Annotated in this window: 15 protein-coding genes; 3 read left to right on the plus strand and 12 right to left on the minus strand. The window is 71.1% G+C overall.

Translation table 11 applies throughout. The annotated features are described in order from the left end of the window. Positions 1-879 precede the first annotated feature (879 nt). Positions 880-2,157 carry a tyrosine--tRNA ligase gene (gene tyrS, locus A3IC_RS0142390; protein ID WP_020556141.1) on the minus strand — a complete coding sequence of 426 codons (1,278 nt, stop codon included), beginning with the start codon at positions 2,155-2,157 and terminating at the stop codon, positions 880-882. Positions 2,158-2,307: 150 nt separating this feature from the next. Further along, positions 2,308-2,985: a DNA-3-methyladenine glycosylase gene (locus A3IC_RS0142395; protein WP_020556142.1), complete on the minus strand. Its 678-nt coding sequence runs from the start codon at positions 2,983-2,985 to the stop codon at positions 2,308-2,310. A 71-nt stretch (positions 2,986-3,056) separates the two neighbouring features. Between A3IC_RS0142395 and A3IC_RS0142400 the strand changes: the two genes are divergently transcribed. After that, on the plus strand, positions 3,057-3,842 hold the full coding sequence (locus tag A3IC_RS0142400) for a sporulation protein (protein ID WP_020556143.1): 786 nt from the start codon (positions 3,057-3,059) through the stop codon (positions 3,840-3,842). 57 nt (positions 3,843-3,899) lie between these two features. Here A3IC_RS0142400 and A3IC_RS0142405 read toward each other — a convergent pair whose 3' ends face one another. Further along, the gene (locus A3IC_RS0142405) at positions 3,900-5,417 is read right to left on the minus strand and encodes a hypothetical protein (RefSeq protein ID WP_020556144.1); all 1,518 of its coding nucleotides are present in this window, start codon (positions 5,415-5,417) and stop codon (positions 3,900-3,902) included. 135 nt (positions 5,418-5,552) lie between these two features. Between A3IC_RS0142405 and A3IC_RS0142410 the strand changes: the two genes are divergently transcribed. Continuing rightward, positions 5,553-6,095 (plus strand): YbhB/YbcL family Raf kinase inhibitor-like protein, encoded by a 543-nt coding sequence (locus A3IC_RS0142410; protein ID WP_020556145.1) that lies wholly within the window; start codon positions 5,553-5,555, stop codon positions 6,093-6,095. A 253-nt stretch (positions 6,096-6,348) separates the two neighbouring features. Next, complete coding sequence (locus A3IC_RS0142415) at positions 6,349-6,876, plus strand: HNH endonuclease (RefSeq protein ID WP_020556146.1); 528 nt, start codon at positions 6,349-6,351, stop codon at positions 6,874-6,876. A 138-nt stretch (positions 6,877-7,014) separates the two neighbouring features. Here the strand turns inward: A3IC_RS0142415 and A3IC_RS0142420 are convergent, their stop codons facing one another. The 9 genes from A3IC_RS0142420 to A3IC_RS0142460 form a co-directional block, all read right to left on the minus strand. Next, positions 7,015-8,499 (minus strand): peptidase MA family metallohydrolase, encoded by a 1,485-nt coding sequence (locus tag A3IC_RS0142420; protein ID WP_020556147.1) that lies wholly within the window; start codon positions 8,497-8,499, stop codon positions 7,015-7,017. A gap of 1 nt (position 8,500) precedes the next feature. Then, positions 8,501-10,147 (minus strand): hypothetical protein, encoded by a 1,647-nt coding sequence (locus A3IC_RS0142425; protein ID WP_020556148.1) that lies wholly within the window; start codon positions 10,145-10,147, stop codon positions 8,501-8,503. Positions 10,148-10,312: 165 nt separating this feature from the next. Further along, entirely contained in the window at positions 10,313-11,272 is a 960-nt protein-coding gene (locus tag A3IC_RS0142430) for a metallophosphoesterase family protein (protein ID WP_079027046.1), read from the minus strand. A gap of 52 nt (positions 11,273-11,324) precedes the next feature. Beyond that, a complete protein-coding gene (locus tag A3IC_RS0142435) occupies positions 11,325-12,836 on the minus strand; it encodes a cobyric acid synthase (protein WP_020556150.1) in 1,512 nt (503 codons plus the stop codon). A 94-nt stretch (positions 12,837-12,930) separates the two neighbouring features. After that, positions 12,931-13,893, minus strand: coding sequence for a cobalamin biosynthesis protein (locus A3IC_RS0142440; protein ID WP_020556151.1), 963 nt, complete (start codon positions 13,891-13,893; stop codon positions 12,931-12,933). Positions 13,894-14,002: 109 nt separating this feature from the next. Further along, positions 14,003-14,191 carry a DUF1272 domain-containing protein gene (locus tag A3IC_RS0142445; protein WP_020556152.1) on the minus strand — a complete coding sequence of 63 codons (189 nt, stop codon included), beginning with the start codon at positions 14,189-14,191 and terminating at the stop codon, positions 14,003-14,005. Between the two features lie 72 nt (positions 14,192-14,263). Beyond that, positions 14,264-15,034, minus strand: a complete 771-nt coding sequence (locus tag A3IC_RS0142450; RefSeq protein WP_020556153.1) for a sulfite exporter TauE/SafE family protein — start codon at positions 15,032-15,034, stop codon at positions 14,264-14,266. 116 nt (positions 15,035-15,150) lie between these two features. Next, positions 15,151-16,284, minus strand: coding sequence for an SPFH domain-containing protein (locus tag A3IC_RS0142455; RefSeq protein ID WP_020556154.1), 1,134 nt, complete (start codon positions 16,282-16,284; stop codon positions 15,151-15,153). Positions 16,285-16,401: 117 nt separating this feature from the next. Continuing rightward, positions 16,402-16,809, minus strand: a complete 408-nt coding sequence (locus tag A3IC_RS0142460; RefSeq protein WP_040878161.1) for an NfeD family protein — start codon at positions 16,807-16,809, stop codon at positions 16,402-16,404. Positions 16,810-16,846 lie beyond the last annotated feature (37 nt).

The raw sequence follows: 16,846 nt of genomic DNA on the forward strand, positions 1-16,846 counted from the left end.
CAACACTGACCGCTGCTTCCCGAGTGGGAAGACGTTCAGCGCCGGGGGTGTTTCTTTGGCGTTGACTTTTGGCACGCTGTTGAGTTCTCAAGGAACGGACGCTTCCTTTGGTGCGGAGTCAACCGCGCCCTCCGGGCGTTTAACGTTCAGGTGTTTCGTTGTGTTTCTTTTGTTTCGCTTTCGCGTCTCCAGCTTAGCACACCGTTTCGGCGGCTTCGCTTTCCTCGCTTTCGGCTTCCACCGCGTTTCCGCGTTTTCCGCCTTCCGGACTCTAGCAGATCCTGCGACCCGCTTTTCGTCCTTTTCGTGCTTTCCGCTTTCGAAACTCTCGTTTCTTCCGCTTCCGGCCCGCCGAGCTTAGCAGACCCGTTTTCCCGCCTCCCCCGACCCCGCTCGATCACTCTGCGGTGCCGGCGGCTTGCGAGCCGCGCGTCGTGCCCCGGATCTCTCCGGTACTCGATGCCTCCACCTTAGCAGGTTTCCGCGATAAATCCGAATCTCATTCCATGAATGTGATCCCGGTAATTAATGGCAGCACAAATAGAACCCCCGGAATTTGGATGATCAAATTCCGCGCGCTTCACAATGGCTGTCACTGGTTTCTCTGGTTCACACCCGCCCCGGAGACACCACAGGTACGGAGCGGCCGAAGGCCGTCCGTTTCCGGATGGATCGTTGGGGTGTGAGTCGCGGTGGGATCGGCCATCGCGCCGGTGCTGAGGGCGCGCCTGTCCGGATCTCCCGAAGTTGCGACTCGTACGAGCCTAGACCACCCTCTTGGACGGGTCAAGCCGGTCCCTATACCCAGTGGAACGGGTCGGGAACCGGCTCGACGAGTGATCCGATTGGTGTGGCTGACAATCCATCAACTGCGGTGCGTCAGGCGGTGATCTCCGCTGCGGCGAGGTTGCGCTTGCCGCGGCGCAGCAGGGCCCAGCGGCCGTGCAGCAGGTCGGTCGCGGTGATCACCGCGTCCTCGTCGGTCACCTTGGCGTTGTTGAGGTAGGCGCCACCCTCCTTGATGGTGCGCCTGGCGCCGCCCTTGCTGGGGGCGAGGCCGGTGGCCACCAGGGCGTCGACCACCGTCGGCATCTGGGCCAGCTGCGCGCCCGGGAGTTCCGCGACCGCCGAGCGGAGCGTCGCCTCGTCGAGCGCGGTCAGGTCGCCGTGGCCGAACAGCGCCTTGCTGGCCTCGACCACCGCGGTGCACTGGTCGGCGCCGTGCACCAGCGTGGTCAGTTCCTCGGCCAGGGCGCGCTGCCCGATGCGGGCGGCGGGGCGCTCCGCGCTGTCTCGTTCGAGGGTCTCGATCTCCTCGCGCGAGCGGAAGCTGAAGGTGCGCAGGTAGCGCGACACGTCCCGGTCGTCGGCACCAAGCCAGAACTGGTAGAAGGCGTACGGCGTGGTCAGCTCGGGGTCGAGCCAGACCGTGCCGCCCTCGGTCTTGCCGAACTTGCTGCCGTCGGCCTTGGTGAGCAGGTTGGTGGTCAGCGCGTGGGCCTGGCCGTGCGGCTCGTTGCCGGTGATCCGGCGGATCAGGTCGAGGCCGGCGGTGATGTTGCCCCATTGGTCGCTGCCGCCGATCTGGAGCGTGCAGCCGTACCGCCGGTAGAGCTCGACGAAGTCGTAGGACTGGAGCAGCACGTAGCTGAACTCGGTGTAGCTCATGCCCTCGCCGGCGAGCCGGGACTTCACCGTCTCGCGCGCGAGCATCTGGTTGACGCTGAAGTGCTTGCCCACGTCGCGCAGGTACTCGACGATGCTCAGCTGCGAGATCCAGTCGTGGTTGTTCGCCATCACGGCGGTGTTCGGCTCGGCGCCGTCGAAGTCGAGGAACGCGGAGAGCTGACCCCGGATCCGGTCGGTCCATGCCTCGACGGTGGCGACCTCGTTCATCGCGCGCTCGGCCGAGGGCTTGGGGTCGCCGATGAGACCGGTGGCGCCGCCGACCAGGGCGATCGGGCGGTGGCCGAAGAGTTGCAGCCGGCGCAGCGTCAGCACCTGGGTGAGGTGGCCGACGTGCAGACTGGCCGCGGTCGGATCGAACCCGCAATACGCCGTGACGGGACCGTCCGCGAACGCCTTCTTGAGCGCGTCCTCGTCGGTGGTCTGGGCCAGCAGGCCCCGCCACCGCAACTCGTCGACGATGTCCGTCACAGTGCCTGGTCTCCTCGGTCGATACAGCGGATACAGCGAATACGGCGGATATGGGGTTACGGCCGATATGGCGCCGTGGCCCGCGGGCAAGCGGTGCGGAGCATCCGCCGGTACAGCGGTTACAGGGTGCCCGACGGGCCGCCCTGTGCGCTAACCGCTTTGTCTGCCGGCGTCGGCGGCCGGCTTGGCGGTGCGCTTGCGCGGCTGGTGGGCCCGATACGGGCTGACCGTCGGATCCTCCGCGATGTGGAAGCGCCACGGCTGGGCGGCGCCACCGCCGCCGACGCCGGTGCGTGGGCCGGTGCGGATGGCGGCGCGGGCCGGTGGGGTGCCGTACAGGACGCGGACCGGGCCGGTGGGGTCGCAGACGTCGGTGCCGTCCTGGGTGCGGTCCAGGCCCATGGCCATGGCCAGGCGGGCGGGGCCGCTCGCGAGGTCGGTGTCCTTGCGGGTGGTGGGGCGGCGGGCGCGGGCCAGGGCGGTGCCGGCGGTGATCTCGCCGCCGCGCAGCAGTACCCCGGAGGCCCGGCCGGGTGGGCCGCAGACCAGGTTGGCGCAGTAGTACATGCCGTACGTGAAGTAGACGTACAGGTGTCCGGGCGGGCCGAACATCGTCGCGTTGCGGGCGGTCCTGCCGCGGAAGGCGTGCGAGCCGGGGTCGTTGGCGCCGTCGTACGCCTCGACCTCGGTCAGTCGCAGTTCGACCGGGCCGGCCCCGGTTTCGTGCACGACGACTCGGCCGAGCAGATCGGCGGCGACGGCCAGGACCGGGCGGTCGAAGAACGAGCGCGGCAGCGGATCGGTGGGATCGGCGGTGGAGGCACGCATGACGAGCCAGCTTAGGGCGGCCGCGCACGCGTGATGGAATGGGCCGCCGGGACGATCTTCGGGGAGGACATGTGGTTTTCAAGAAGCTGATGGCGAGCATGGGTGCGGGCAGTGCCTCGGTGGAGACCGAGCTGCACAGTGCCGAGACCATGCCGGGTGGCGTGGTCGAGGGACGGATCCGGGTCCGGGGCGGCAAGGTCGATCAGCGGATCGAGGGCTTGTTCGTCGGGTTCCAGGCCGTCGTCGAGGTGGAGACCCAGGACGGCGAGCAGCGGCGGAACGTGGAGTTCGGTCGGCACCAGGTGGGCGGCGAGTTCGGGCTGCGCGAGGGCGCGACACACGACCTGCAGTTCCGGCTGCCGGTCCCGTGGGAGACACCGCTGACCATGTTCCGCGGGGTGCAGCTGCGCGGGACCACGATCGGGGTGCGGACCGAGCTGGCCATCGATCGGGCGATCGACAAGGGCGACCTCGACCCGATCTCGGTGGGCGCGTTTCCGGCGCAGGCGTTGATCCTCGACGCGTTCGGCAATCTGGGCTTCCACTTCAAGGCCGCCGACCTGGAGCAGGGGCACATCCGCGGGGTCGACCAGCGGTTGCCGTTCTATCAGGAGATCGAGTTCGCCCCGCCGCAGGCGTATGCGCGCGGCATCAACGAGGTCGAGTTGACCTTCGTGTCGGCCGAGCACGCGACCGAGGTGATCCTGGAGATCGACAAGAAGGGCGGTGCGCTCTCCGGTGGGAGCGACGCGATCCGGCGGTTCACCGTGGATCACGGCACGGCGCAGCAGACCGACTGGAACGCCTATCTGCACGGCTGGTTCCAGGAACTCGGGCAGCGCCGCGGCTGGTTCTAGGGCGAAGGCGCAACCCGCCGGGGTCGGTTGTCCGGCGGGGTGCGGCGGCCCGGTGTGTCACACGTCCAGGAGGGCGTGCACCCGGGCCGCCCAGTCCGCCTCGAATCTTGCCCTGGGCAGGCCGGTCGCCTTGCTGATCGCCGCGTCCACGGCGGCCGGGGCCGGGTCGGCGTAGACGGCCGTGACGAAGCCGTAGACGGCCAGGGGGCCGCTGATCTCCTCGATCCGGCGGATCGCCAGGTGGGCGAGTTCGTAAGCGGCCGCGTTGCCGACCGTGTCGGCCTGATACAGCTCGTTGTCCGTGGGCAGTTTGCCGGTGAAGCGGTTCGCGGCGAGGTAGGTCCTGGCCTCGTACAGTTCGTCGGTGCCGAGCAGGGTTCTGCCGCGCAGCGCGAGCCAGTCGGCGAAGCCCTCGACGACCCACACGGGTTGGTCCTGGTTGGGCACCTCGTTGCGCAGCGGGGTGACCAGGGCGTGGGCCATCTCGTGGCGCAGCAGTTCGCCGAGCCGGCGCGGGTTGGGCGAGGTGAACCAGCCCGAGGTGGTGTCCAGGACGATCCGTGAGCCGCCGAAGCGCCCCTTGCCGGCCGGGTCGATGGTGCGCAGCGCGTAGGTGAGGCCGGATTCCTCGCCGTGTTCGCCGGTTCGCCCGCCGTACAGCCGATAGAAGGTGTCGCGGTCGGCGACCGGGACGATCACGAAGCCGGGGGCGGTACCGGGCGGGCCGCCGTCGGCCCAGGTGTCGATATCGGCGCGCGCGGCCTCCTCGGCGTCGTCGGCGAGTCGGTCGGCGCCGGCGGAGGTGGCCGGGTCGGCGAGGACGACCACGTGGGCGCGGCGGACCACGGTCAGGTCGGCGTGGTCCCACGGGGCGGGGTAGTCGCGGGCGTACGCGTAGCCGGCTCCGTCGTAGGGGGTGCCGTCGACGGCGGAGATGAGCAGCGGGGCGCCGGGGCCGGCTCGGACCACGGTCCAGCGGTAGCCCTCGCCGACCGTGGCGGTGTCGGCGGCGGAGATCCGGTGGTCGAAGGAGACGTCCACGTAGGCGGTGATTCGCTCGTCGGTGGCGGGCATGGTCTGCACCATCTCGACCCGGTAGCCGAGTTGGTCGAAGGACACCCGGCCGAGGTTGGCGAACAGCCGCAGCTGACCGGTGATCAGGTCGGGGATGTCCGGGTCGAGGTCCGCGGTGAACGCCTGTTCGTCCCGGCCGATCAGGGCCTGGCTGCGGCGGTCGGCCAGGGTCTGGATGTCGGCGGTGGCGATCGTCGGGCCGTGGGCGGGGGCCACCGGGGTCGCGGTACCCGGGCGTGGTCCGCCGATCGAGCCGTCGGTGGCGCGCGGCTTCGCGCTGCCCGGGCCGCTGAGGGTGACGCCGAAGACGATCAGCGCGGTGATGGCGAGCAACAGGGCGATCAGCGGCGCGGCGAGTCGGCGCGCGACGGATCGCGGCCGGGCCGGTGCGGCCTCGGGTATCGCCCCGTCGTTGGTGTCGGCTCGGTCGACGGGCTCGGCGGATATGCCGGACGAGGCGTTGTCGGCGGCATCGCCGGTGTCGTGCGTCGGCTGGGTCACGCCGGATGCCTCCCCCTTGTTGGCGCGAGGATACCTAGGCGATCTTCGCCGGTTCGGCCGATGGTGAGAATAGGCTCGTTCGGACAAGGCGCCCGGCAGGCGGCCGGGTGCCGCCGAGCACGATCGGAGCCTCGCGTGACCGAGCCCAACAAGCCCTCGATGCCCTACGACTACCTGCCGGAGCGGCCCTTCTTCGCGGTCACCAGCCAGGATCTGACGGATGGTCAAACCCTGCCGACCGCGCAGGTCAGCGGCGTGATGGGGGCGGGTGGCGAGGACGTGTCGCCGCAGCTGTCCTGGTCCGGGTTCCCGGCCGGCACCAAGAGCTTCGCGGTGACCTGCTTCGACCCCGACGCGCCCACGCACAGCGGCTTCTGGCACTGGGTCGTGGTGGACATCCCGGCGGACGTCACCGAATTGGCGAGCGGCGCGGGCGCGGGTGACGGCAAGGCGCTGCCCTCGGGCGCCTTCCACGTGCGCAACGACACCGGCGGTGCGGGCTACGTCGGCGCCGCGCCGCCGGCCGGGCACTACCCGCACCGGTACGTCTTCACGGTGCACGCGCTGGACGTGGACAAGCTCGGCGTGGACGAGAGCGCGACGCCGGCGTACGTGGGCTTCAACCTGTTCTCGCACACGCTCGCGCGGGCGGTTTTGGTGAACACGTACGCGCAGTGATCGCCGCGCCGCGCGCGTGCTGATCACAATCGGCCGGCCGGTCCGAATTCCCGTCCGGTAATTGCGTTGTCCCGGTGATCGTCCGAAAGGCACAGTGGTCGAGTTGTCCGTACTGACGGTTCGTCGAGTCGAAGGGTGCGCATGAGCGTCGCAGCACCGCCCCAAAGCTGAGCGCGTGGTCGCGCCCGGCCGGTTCGGTGCGCGTCCGGGTGTGCTCGCTCCTCCCCTCGTCGACCAGGTGAGGGGAGGTCGCATGCGGGAGACGTTGGTGCTGAACGCGACGTATCAGCCGCTGGCGACGGTGTCGTTCAAGCGCGCGCTCGTGTTGGTGCTGCAGGAGAAGGCGGTCGTCGAGCACGTGGATCCCGGCCGGGTGGTGCGGGCCGCGACTGCCGAGTTCCCGTTGCCGCGGGTGATCCGGTTGCTCAAGTTCGTCCGGGTGCCGTTCCGACAACAGGCCTCGTGGTCGCGTCGGGGGGTGTTGCTCCGGGACAATCGGCGCTGCGCGTACTGCGGTGGGCGGGCGACCACGGTGGACCACGTGCTGCCGCGTTCGCGGGGTGGCGCGGACTCGTGGCTGAATACCGTCGCCGCGTGCGGGAGCGACAATCAGCGCAAGGCGGCCCGGACGCCGGCCGAGGCCGGGATGCGGCTGTTGTTCCAGCCGTACGAGCCGTCGGCGACCCGGGCGCTGGTGCTCGCGTTCGGCGTGGCGGACGTCGAGGGCGCGCAGTGGCTCGCCGAGCCGGTACGGCCGCCGGTGCTCGCGATGGGCGCCTGACGCCGGTACGCGGGTGAGGATCCGACGAAGCCGTCGGGGGATGCGAATCCCCCGACGGCTTTCGGGTCCTTCGGGTTTTTCATGTCTTTCATGTCTGCCTTGTCCGCGGTCGTCGTCGGGGGTCGTGCGGTCCTCGGATCAGACGGTTTTGCGCACCCAGGCCGCCCAATCGCTGCGGAGTCGGTCCGGAGCGACGCCGAAGGCCGCGGTCAGGGCCTCGTCCGCGGAGCCGTATCGGCCGGTGACGCTGTCCGTGTAGAACGCGCACACCCGCTCGGCGCCGAAGGTCTCGGCCAGGTAACGCAGCATCAGATGGGCCAGGTTGTAGGCGTTTTCGACCCGGTCCTCGTCGCTGGTCTCGAAGTCCGCCTCGGCGGGCAGCTCTCCGGTGAACCTCCCCCGGTCGATCAGCGCGCGGATGTTGCGGGTGACCACGGGCGCGAGCGGCCGGTCGGCCTCGGCCTGCCAGTCGGCGAACCCTTCGGCCAGCCAGGTCGGCAGTTCGGCGCCGCGGCCGGGTCGGGCCAGCGGGGCGACCAGGGCGTGCGTCATCTCGTGCCGGAGCAGGATCGGCGCGAAGGCCGGATCGCCGGCCAGTTGCTCGTCGTCCACCACCATGCGCACGCCGCCGACGGGCCGGTCGGTCCCGGGCATGGCCAGCGCGTAGCCCGCCGCCCACTCCTGGACGTCGCCGCTGCTGTAGAGCTTGCCGAAGGACGCCCGTGACGAGGTCAGCACGAGGGCGAAGCCGGGCGAGGTGCCGGAACCGCCCTTCCAGGCGCCGAGTGTGTATACGGCTGCCTGTTCGGCCAGGTCCGCGTTCCGGCGCAGCGCGGCCGAGTCCTGCCCGGGGCCCATCAGCAGTACGTGCGGGCGCCGTTCGACGCGCATGTCCCACAGGTCCCATGCGGCGGGGTAGCCGGCGAAGCCCGAATCGGTGTCCTCGTCGTCGGCGCCGTCCACACCGACGAGGGTGCACGGGTCGTCGGGGCCGGCGCAGCGGGCCTTCCAGACGTAGGTCTCCGGGACGGGGTCCAGGTCGACGCCGGTGATGGCGTGCTCGAAGGCGACGTTCAGGCTCACCGTCACCGGCCACGCGGCGGCGGTGCCTGCCTGCTCCGCGCTGGAGCCGTCGGCGGTGACCGTCGTGCCGGCGCCGACCGGCCGCCAGCGGGCGGTGTCGAACGGAACCTTGCGCAGGTTGGCGAACAACCGGCGCTGGCCGTCGAGCAGGGCCGGGTCCTGCCGGTCGACGCGGGCCAGGAAGGCGGCTTCGTCACCGCGCTCGAAGGCCGACGACCGCGTCGTGACCAGAGCCGTCACCCGGGCGAACACGCGGGCGCTGATCCGGTTCGAGTACGCGGTGGCGTCCTCGACCGGCGCCCCCGCTTCGTGCGTGCCGGGCACGGAGCGGTCGGCCGACGGGTTCGACGCGGACCGGTCGTGGCCCAGCAGCCGTTCGGCGGTGTCGAGTCCGACGAACCGGCCGCCGACCGACAGCGCGCCGAGGACGAAGGAGAGCGAGAGCAGGCCGCCGAGCAGTGCGACGCAGATCGCCCACGGTCGCGAGCGCCGTGGTTCGACGGCGTCCGGCCACAGGCCGTACGGGTCGTACGGGTGCACGTCAGTTGCCCACCTTGGTTCTGACGTACTTGGCCCAGTTGCTCTCGAAGGTGTCCCGGTCCAGGCCGGTGGCCTCCTTGAGCGCGGCGTCCAGGGCGGCCGGGGCGGAGTTCTTGTACACCGCGACCACGAACGTGTCGGCCTTGGCCGCCCCGTACTTCTCCGCGATGTAGCGGATGGCGAGCATGCTGTAGTGGTAGCCGACGGTCGAGGTCTTGGCGTCGGGCGAGTTGACCTCGGTGTCGGTGGGCAGCTTTCCGCTGAACTTGCCCGCCCGGACCTGGTCGCGGGCGTCCGGCTGGAACCACTCGGCGAGCGAGAGGTCGGTCCAGGCGAGGTACTCGGCGAAGCCTTCGGAGACCCACAGCGGCGGCCCGTCGCCGCCGCGCTCGAACTCGGCGACCATCGCGTGGCCGAGTTCGTGCCGCATCAGGTGCGACTGCTGTTCGCCGTCGCTCTTGGTGAACATGGTGTCCGAGCCGTCCAGGGTGATCCGGCTGCCGGCCATCGGCTGGTCCCGGCCGATCGGGCGGGCCGGCGGCATCGTGCGGCACACGCCGGTGACGTTGGGCAGGTCGTTGCCGGACAGCGCGCGGGTGAAGGTGTCGTGGTCGGGCGTGACATAGACGACGTAGCGCTGCGGCGTGATGGCCGGGCCCTTCCACACCGCCAGGTTCTTCTTCAGCGCGCTCTCCGCGCGATCGGCCCAGGCCGCGGCCTTGGCCTTGTTCTTGACGGGAACGGCGAGCAGAACGTGCGGGCGTTCGATCAGCGCGAGTTCGCCCTCGTCCCAGGGTGCGGGGTAGGCGTTGCCGCCGCCGCTGGTCGAGGCGCCGACGATCTTGGTGATCACCAGCGGGGCGCCGACCGAGGCGCGGTGGACGGTCCAGATGTAGCGCTCGGCGATCGGCTCGCTGTCCACGCCGGTCACCTGGTGGGCGAAGACGACGAACACGTCGCGGGTCAGCGGACCGGCGTCGGTGCCCGGGTCGATGAACGTCGTCGGTGGCCGGAACTCGACGCTCGTGAACGGGAACAGCCGCAGGTTGGCGAACAACCGACGCTGTGCGGTCACCAGTTCGGTGGCGGCCGGGTCGATGCCGGCGACGAACGCGTCGGCGTTGCCGGCCTTGAGGGCCTGGGTGCGGTTGTCGGTCAGGAAGGCCACGTCGGACACCGCTATCCGGGTGACCGGGACCTTCTCCTCGGTCTTCGCGGAGGTCTCGGCGCCGTTCTGTTCCGCGATCGGCGCGGCGGCCGGGGAGGACGGTGTGTCGAAGACGCCGCCGACGGCGAGGGACGCGAGCAGCGCGAGGATCGCGAGCACGCCGCCGGCCGCGGCGAGCAGGTGTCGACGGGCGTTGCGGCGCTGCTGGTCGGGCGGCGGGATGAAGGGGAGGGGTCCGTAGAGGCCGACCCGGGTGGGGACTTCGGGGGTTTCGGGCCCGGCGGGCGTGCGGATTTCCGCTGCGTCGGGCGTCGTGGCGATGGCGTCGCCACCGGGTATCGCCTCCGGGCGGGCCCCGGTCGTTGCCATGGCCCGGTTCCCGGGTGGTTGTTCGTGCTCGTTCTCGGACTCGATGGGTCCGCTGGTCGATGCGCCGCGCGGCGGATGTGCGCCGTCGGCGGCAGTGGGCATGTCGGACATGCCAGTCCTCCCCTGGACCACCGGCCCGATGATTCCGCCCCCGGCCCCGGATCGGTGATCCGATCATGTGTTCGCCGAGGTTATCCACGCCCCCGGACACCCTCGGCAAGGGGGCCCGCGAACGGCCCCGGGCGGCGGCCGCGGTCGATCAACCGTTTGTCTCGGTCAGGAACCGGCGCCGGCCTCGACGGTGTCGACGTCGGGGTCCGCGGTCGGGGTGGCAGTCGGGTCGGTGAGGTCGAGGACGTGCCACGAGTCGGGCACGCGGTAGCCGGGCACGTCGTAGGAGGCCATCGGGTCCGCGGCCAGGCCCTCGACGCGGGTGGACGAGCCGTCCGGGTGGGCGAGTTCCTCGGTGTAGCGGAAGTGCAGGTGCCCGTGTGCCGCCAGCGCGGGCCGGTAGGCGTCCACGAGGCGCTGGACCCGGCGCTGGTTGGGCACGCAGCGCGGGTCGCCCTTGCGGTTGAACTCGGGTGCGGTGCGCAGCGGTTTGTCGTGCGTGAACAGCACGTCCACGGGCGAGGGATCGGCCAGGACCGCGTCCACGTCGGCGTCCGTGGCCTCCTCCTCGGGAAACCACAGGGCGCCCACGAAGTCGGGCACCTGCGCGGGCGGGCGACCCGCACCGAGCCGGAAGCCCTCCTTGCGCAGCGCCTTCTCGTAACGCCGGCGCTCCTCGGCCAGCCGCTGCTCACGGTCGAGCGAGAGCGCGCCGCCGAAGGCGAGGAAGTTCGTCCCGCGCCAGGACCAGCGGTGCCCGCGCGGCGCGTAGCGCACCCGGGGACGCACGATCACGAAGCCCTGCTCGTCCCGGTTGTCGCCGTAGGACTCCATCAGCAGCGAGGTCTTGTCGTGGTTCCCGTCCAGGAAGTACACGTCGACGCCGCGCGAGCGGGCGAAGCGGTTGACCGCGTCCAGGTAGCGGACACCGGACGCCTCGTGCTCCCAGTAACCGAAGTCGCCGAGTTGGAAGATCAGATCGACGTCGAGCTCCGCGGCGGCTTCGAGCAGCCGCCGCACGTGCCCAGTGTTGCCGTGCGTGTCTCCGGCCAGCAGGATCCGCATCGTGAGCCCCCGCCCTTCCACCCCGTTTTCGCGTACCTGTACGCCCCCGAAATCCATCATCGGCGATCGGGCGGCGGCCCGTCCGGGGTATTTCCCCAGGACTTGGGGACGCCTACGCGCCCGGAGGCACGAACGGCAGGCCGGGGGTCGCGCCGGCGGTGATCAGCCGGTCCACCGCCGCGTTGTCCAGGTGATCGGCGACCAGATCGCCCAGCGCGTCCAGCCGGCTCTGCCGGGCCGCCTCGAACGAGGTGTCGGGCGAGACGAGGAAGCGACGGCCGGCCAGTGCGGCGGTCCGGGTCAAGAACGCGCGGCGGAAGCCGTCGTTCTCCAGTGCGCCGTGCCACAGCGTGCCGGTCACCGCGCCGACTCGGCAACCGTCCAGCGCGGCGCCGTCGGCGGCGGTGAACACCGGCTCGCCGGCTTCGACGTCGACGATGCCGTGATGGATCTCGTACCCGGTCACCGGCTCGCCCTCGGCGAAACCGCGCGGGCGGGCCAGGGTCTTGTCGGCGGCGAAGCGTATGCGAACCGGGAGCAGACCCAGACCCGGCACGGTGCCCTGCCGGCTCTCCACGTCGTCGTGGATCTCGTGGCCGAGCATCTGGTAGCCGCCGCAGATCCCGAGCACGGGCCGGCCCTCGGCGGCGCGGCGGGCCAGCGCGGTGTCCAGGCCGCGCTCGCGCAACCAGGCCAGGTCGGCGACGGTGGCGCGGGTGCCGGGCAACACGACCAGGTCGGCGTCGGCGATCTCGCCGGGCGTGCTCACGAAGCGGACCACGACGCCGGGTTCGACGGAAAGCGCGTCGATGTCGGTGAAGTTGCTGATCCGCGGCAGCCGGAGCACCGCGACGCGCAGGACGTCCGCGCCGAGCGGCGGCTCGGGCGTGCCCCGGTCGGCGTCCAGCGCGAGCGAGTCCTCCACATCCAGCCACAGGCCGCCCAGGAACGGGAGCACACCCAGGACCGGACGCCCGGTGAGTTCGCACATCCGGGTCAGCGCCGGATCGAGCAGGCGCGCGTCGCCGCGGAACTTGTTGATCACGAAGCCGCAGACCAGCGCCTGGTCCTGGGGCGAGAGCAGGGCGAGGGTGCCGAAGAAGGACGCGAAGACGCCGCCCCGGTCGATGTCGCCGACCACGAGCACCGGCAGGTTCGCGGCCCGGGCCAGGCCCATGTTGGTGATGTCCCGGTCGCGCAGGTTGATCTCGGTCGGGCTGCCCGCGCCCTCGCACACCACCACGTCGTAGCGCGAGCGCAGATCGGCCAGCGACTCCAGCACCGCCTGGAACAGACGCGGCTTCAGGTCGCGGTAGTTCAGCGCGCCGACCTCGGCGATCGGCTTGCCCAACAGCACGACCTGACTGCTCATCAGCCCGCCGGGCTTGAGCAGCACCGGGTTCATCACCGCCTCCGGCTCGATCCGCGCGGCGGCGGCCTGCATCGCCTGCGCGCGCCCGATCTCCGCACCGTCGGCGGTGACCATCGAGTTGAGCGACATGTTCTGCGCCTTGAACGGCGCGACCTTGACGCCCTCGCGGGCCAGCCGTCGACACAGCCCGGCGACCACGACGCTCTTGCCCGCGTCAGAGGTGGTGCCGGCCACCAGGAGGGCGCCGTTCATCGAAGTGCCTTTCGGGGATGCGGTGCCATTCGGAGGCGATGTGCCGTACGGGCGGCAGCCCGCGTACCCGGTTCGGCGGTGCGAAGTGTGCCGGTCATCGACGCGCCTTGCGGGTGCGCGACGCGGCGCGCACGGCGACGGCGGCGATGGCCAGTGCCGCCGAGGCCAGGCCGACGGCGGCGGAGAGTCGGTTCGCGCGGTCGATGTCGGTGGGGCTCGGCGGTGGGCCGTCGCCGAGCGCGGGGCGGTCCTCGGTACGGCCGGCATAGACGTTGCGGCCGCCCAGCCGCACGTCCAGGGCGCCGGCTGCGGATGCCTCGCAGCGGCCCGCGTTGGGGCTCGGGTGGCTGCCGCCGTCCCGACGCAACACGGCCCAGGCGCGAGCGGGGTCGCCGCCGACGACGGGGGCGGCGGCGACGGTGAGCAGGCCGGTGAGGCGGGCGGGCAGCCAGTTGGCCGCGTCGTCGAGGCGGGCCGAGGCCCAGCCGAAGTTCTCGTACCGCGCGCTGTGGTGGCCGACCATCGCGTCGAGGGTGTTGATCGCGCGGTAGCCCAGCAGACCCGGGATGCCCGCGACGGCGCCCCAGAACAGCGGGGCGACCACGGCGTCGGAGGTGTTCTCGGCGACCGATTCGACCACGGCGCGGGCGATGCCCTTGTCGTCCAGGCGGGCCGGGTCGCGGCCGACCAGGCGGGGCAGCGCGGCCCGGGCGGCGGGCAGGTCGCCGGCCACCAGCGGGGTGGCGATCAGCCGGGCCTCGCGGCGCAGGGTGGTGCCGCCGAGGACGGCCCACGTGCATCCGGCGGTGACCACGGTGTCGGCGAGCGGGCGGCCGGCGACGGCCCTGCGCAGCCCGAGGCCGAGCCCGACGGTGCCGCCGACACACAGCGCCGTGTACGCGGCGCCGCGCGCGCGGTCGTCGCGGTACAGGGCTCCCTCCAGCCGACCGGCCACGCTCCCGAAGCCGGCCACCGGGTGGCCTCGACGTGGATCGCCGAAGGCGGCGTCCAGGAGGACACCTGCGGCGAGCCCGACGGCGTGGGACGTGAGTGGCATGCGGGGCATCGTTTCACGAGGGCGCGGATCCGCTGCGGCCGGCTCGGGCCTGCCGCCCGGGCTCGCGGGCCCGATCCCCGTGGCCGCGCCGGCGGCGGCCCGCCGGACGCTATCCGACCGCCGGTTCCGCGCGGCGCGGCCTCGGCACGAGTTCGCCGCCGCAGTTGGGGCACGTGTCGTCCATGGTGGCGCTGCACGGCTCGCAGAAGGTGCATTCGTACGAGCAGATCCGGGCCGGGCCGTTCGCGCCGAGTGCCACGTCGCAGCGTTCGCACCGTTCACGCATCTCCAGGGCCATTCGGCCACCTCCCCGGTAGTGCTGTTCGCCCGCCAATGCCGTTCGAGGAGGTCAGGGTAGCCGGAACCGGTGTCAGAGCAGCAGCCGCACGACCGCGATCAGGCCCACGACGACGATCACCGCGCGCAGTGCCGTGGGCGGCAGTCGGCGGCCGACCTTGGCGCCGATCTGGCCGCCGATCACCGAGCCGAACGCGATCAACAGGACCACCCACCACGCGACGTCGGCGACGAGCATGAACACGATCGCCGCGACACCGTTGACGATCCCGGCGAGCACGTTCTTCACCGCGTTCATCCGTTGCAGGTTCTCCGCGATGAACACCCCGAACAGCGCAAGCAGCAGGACACCCTGGGCGGCGCCGAAGTATCCGCCGTAGATGCCGGTCGCGAACACGGCCACCCACAGCAGCGCACCGCCGTGCCGGGGTCCCTCGCCGGCCGAGCCGTTCTCGGCACGCCGAGCCGCGAGCCGCTTGGCCAGGCGCGGTTGCAGCACCACGAGCACCAACGCGAGCACGATCAGCGCCGGCACGATCGCCTTGAAGGCGTCGTCGGGCAGCGTCAGCAGCAGAATCGCGCCGGTCAGGCCGCCGAGCAGCGAGGCCAGTCCCAGGCGGATCAACCGGGGCTTTTGGCCCACGAGTTCACGTCGGTAGCCGATCGCGCCGCTGACCGAGCCGGGCACCAGGCCGATCGTGTTCGAGACGTTGGCGGTGACCGGCGAGTACCCGAAGGCGAGCAGCACCGGGAAGGTGATCAGCGTGCCGGATCCGACCACCGTGTTGATCCCACCGGCAGCGATGCCCGCGGCAAAGATCGCCAAAGCTTCCAACCAGCCCATGTCCACCCGCTCCGCCGCGATGATCCTGGCGCCGGGAGGACGTCACCGTCCCCCGCGGCCGCAACGCCAGTGATCATCGCAGCACGCCGGTGATCGTCCCGGACGCGGGCCCGGCGTCACCGGGTCGGGCGGTGGCCCCGCTCGATGTGCGGGGGCTCGACGTCACCCATCGGCGGATTTCCGCGGCGCGGCGGCTCGGCCGGAGGCTGCGCGGGCACGGCCGGCGGTTCGGCGGACGGTCGCGGTACCGACGAGGCGCCGTTTCCGGCCGGCGCCTTGCGCACCGGCGCGGCGGGAGTGCCCGAGCCGGGCCAGGCCGGCTCCTCCTCGACCGGCACCTGCGGCACCCGGTGTGCCGGGCCGGAGCCGCCGTTCGGAGACAGGTTGCCGACCGCGTCGCCGATGCCCTCCAGGGCGCGGGTGACCTCGCTGGGCAGGATCCACAACTTGTTCGAGCTGCCCTCGGCGATCTTCGGCAACATCTGGAGGTATTGGTAGGCGAGCAGCTTGTTGTCCACCTCGCCCGCGTGGATCGCCTCGAAGACGGTCTCGATCGCGCGCGCCTCACCCTCGGCCCGGATCACCGCGGCCTGGCGCTCACCCTCGGCGCGCAGCACGGCGGCTTCCTTGTCGCCTTCGGCGGTGAGCACCTGCGAACGCTGGTGACCCTCGGCGGTCAGGATCGCCGCGCGCTTGTCCCGCTCGGCGCGCATCTGCTTCTCCATCGAGTCCTGGATGGAGGGCGGCGGCTCGATCGCCTTGAGCTCGACCCGGTTGACCCGGATGCCCCAGCGACCGGTCGCCTCGTCGAGCACGCCGCGCAGCCCCGCGTTGATCTCCTCGCGCGAGGTGAGCGTCTGTTCGAGGTCCATGCCACCGATGATGTTGCGCAGCGTGGTGATGGTCAGCTGCTCGATCGCCTGGATGTAGTTGGCGATCTCGTAGGTGGCCGCGCGCGGGTCGGTGACCTGGAAGTAGATGACGGTGTCGATCTGGACGACGAGGTTGTCCTCGGTGATCACCGGTTGCGGCGGGAAGGGGACGACCTGTTCACGCAGGTCGATCATCTGCCGGATGCGGTCGATGAACGGCACGAGGATGTTGAGTCCGGCGTGCAGCGTGCGGGTGTAACGCCCGAAACGCTCCACGATGGCGGCACTCGCCTGGGGGATCACCTTGACCGTCTTGACCAGGGCGACGACCACCAGCAGTACGAGTACGACCAGGACGATGACGGCGGTGGCCTTCACGATCTCTCCCGAGGTCCTGCTTGCCTGCGGCTGCCTTTGAAAACCAAGGCTGCGTCGAGCCTAGGGCTTCGCGGGCCGGCGTGGGACGTCAACACGATCGGCGCAATCGATCGGGCGTCACATCACCACGGCGGTCGCACCCACGATGTCCGCTACGTCCACGCGGGTCCCGGGCTCGAACACGGCGGTGGTGTCCAGACTGCGGGCCGACCAGACTTCGCCGGCCAGCTTGATCCGGCCACCGTTCTCGTCGACGCGCTCCAGCACCACGGCGCTGGTGCCCTTGAGCGCCTCGATGCCGGTGCGCGATCCGGGCGAGTTGTTGTGCCGGACCACGACGGGTCGCACGAACACGAGCAGCGCGATCGACACGAGCGCGAACACGAGGCTTTGGATCAGGAAGTTGCCGCCCGCTCCGGCGGCCCCGGCGGCCGCGACGGCCCCGACCGCGAACATGCCCATCTCCACGAAGGAGGTGAGCACGCCGAAGATGCCGAATGCCCCGACCGCGATGAGCCACCACATCCATGCGTCCACGTGTTCATCGTAGATCGTGCACGCA

Source organism: Embleya scabrispora DSM 41855 (assembly GCF_000372745.1).
Classification (GTDB): domain Bacteria; phylum Actinomycetota; class Actinomycetes; order Streptomycetales; family Streptomycetaceae; genus Embleya; species Embleya scabrispora.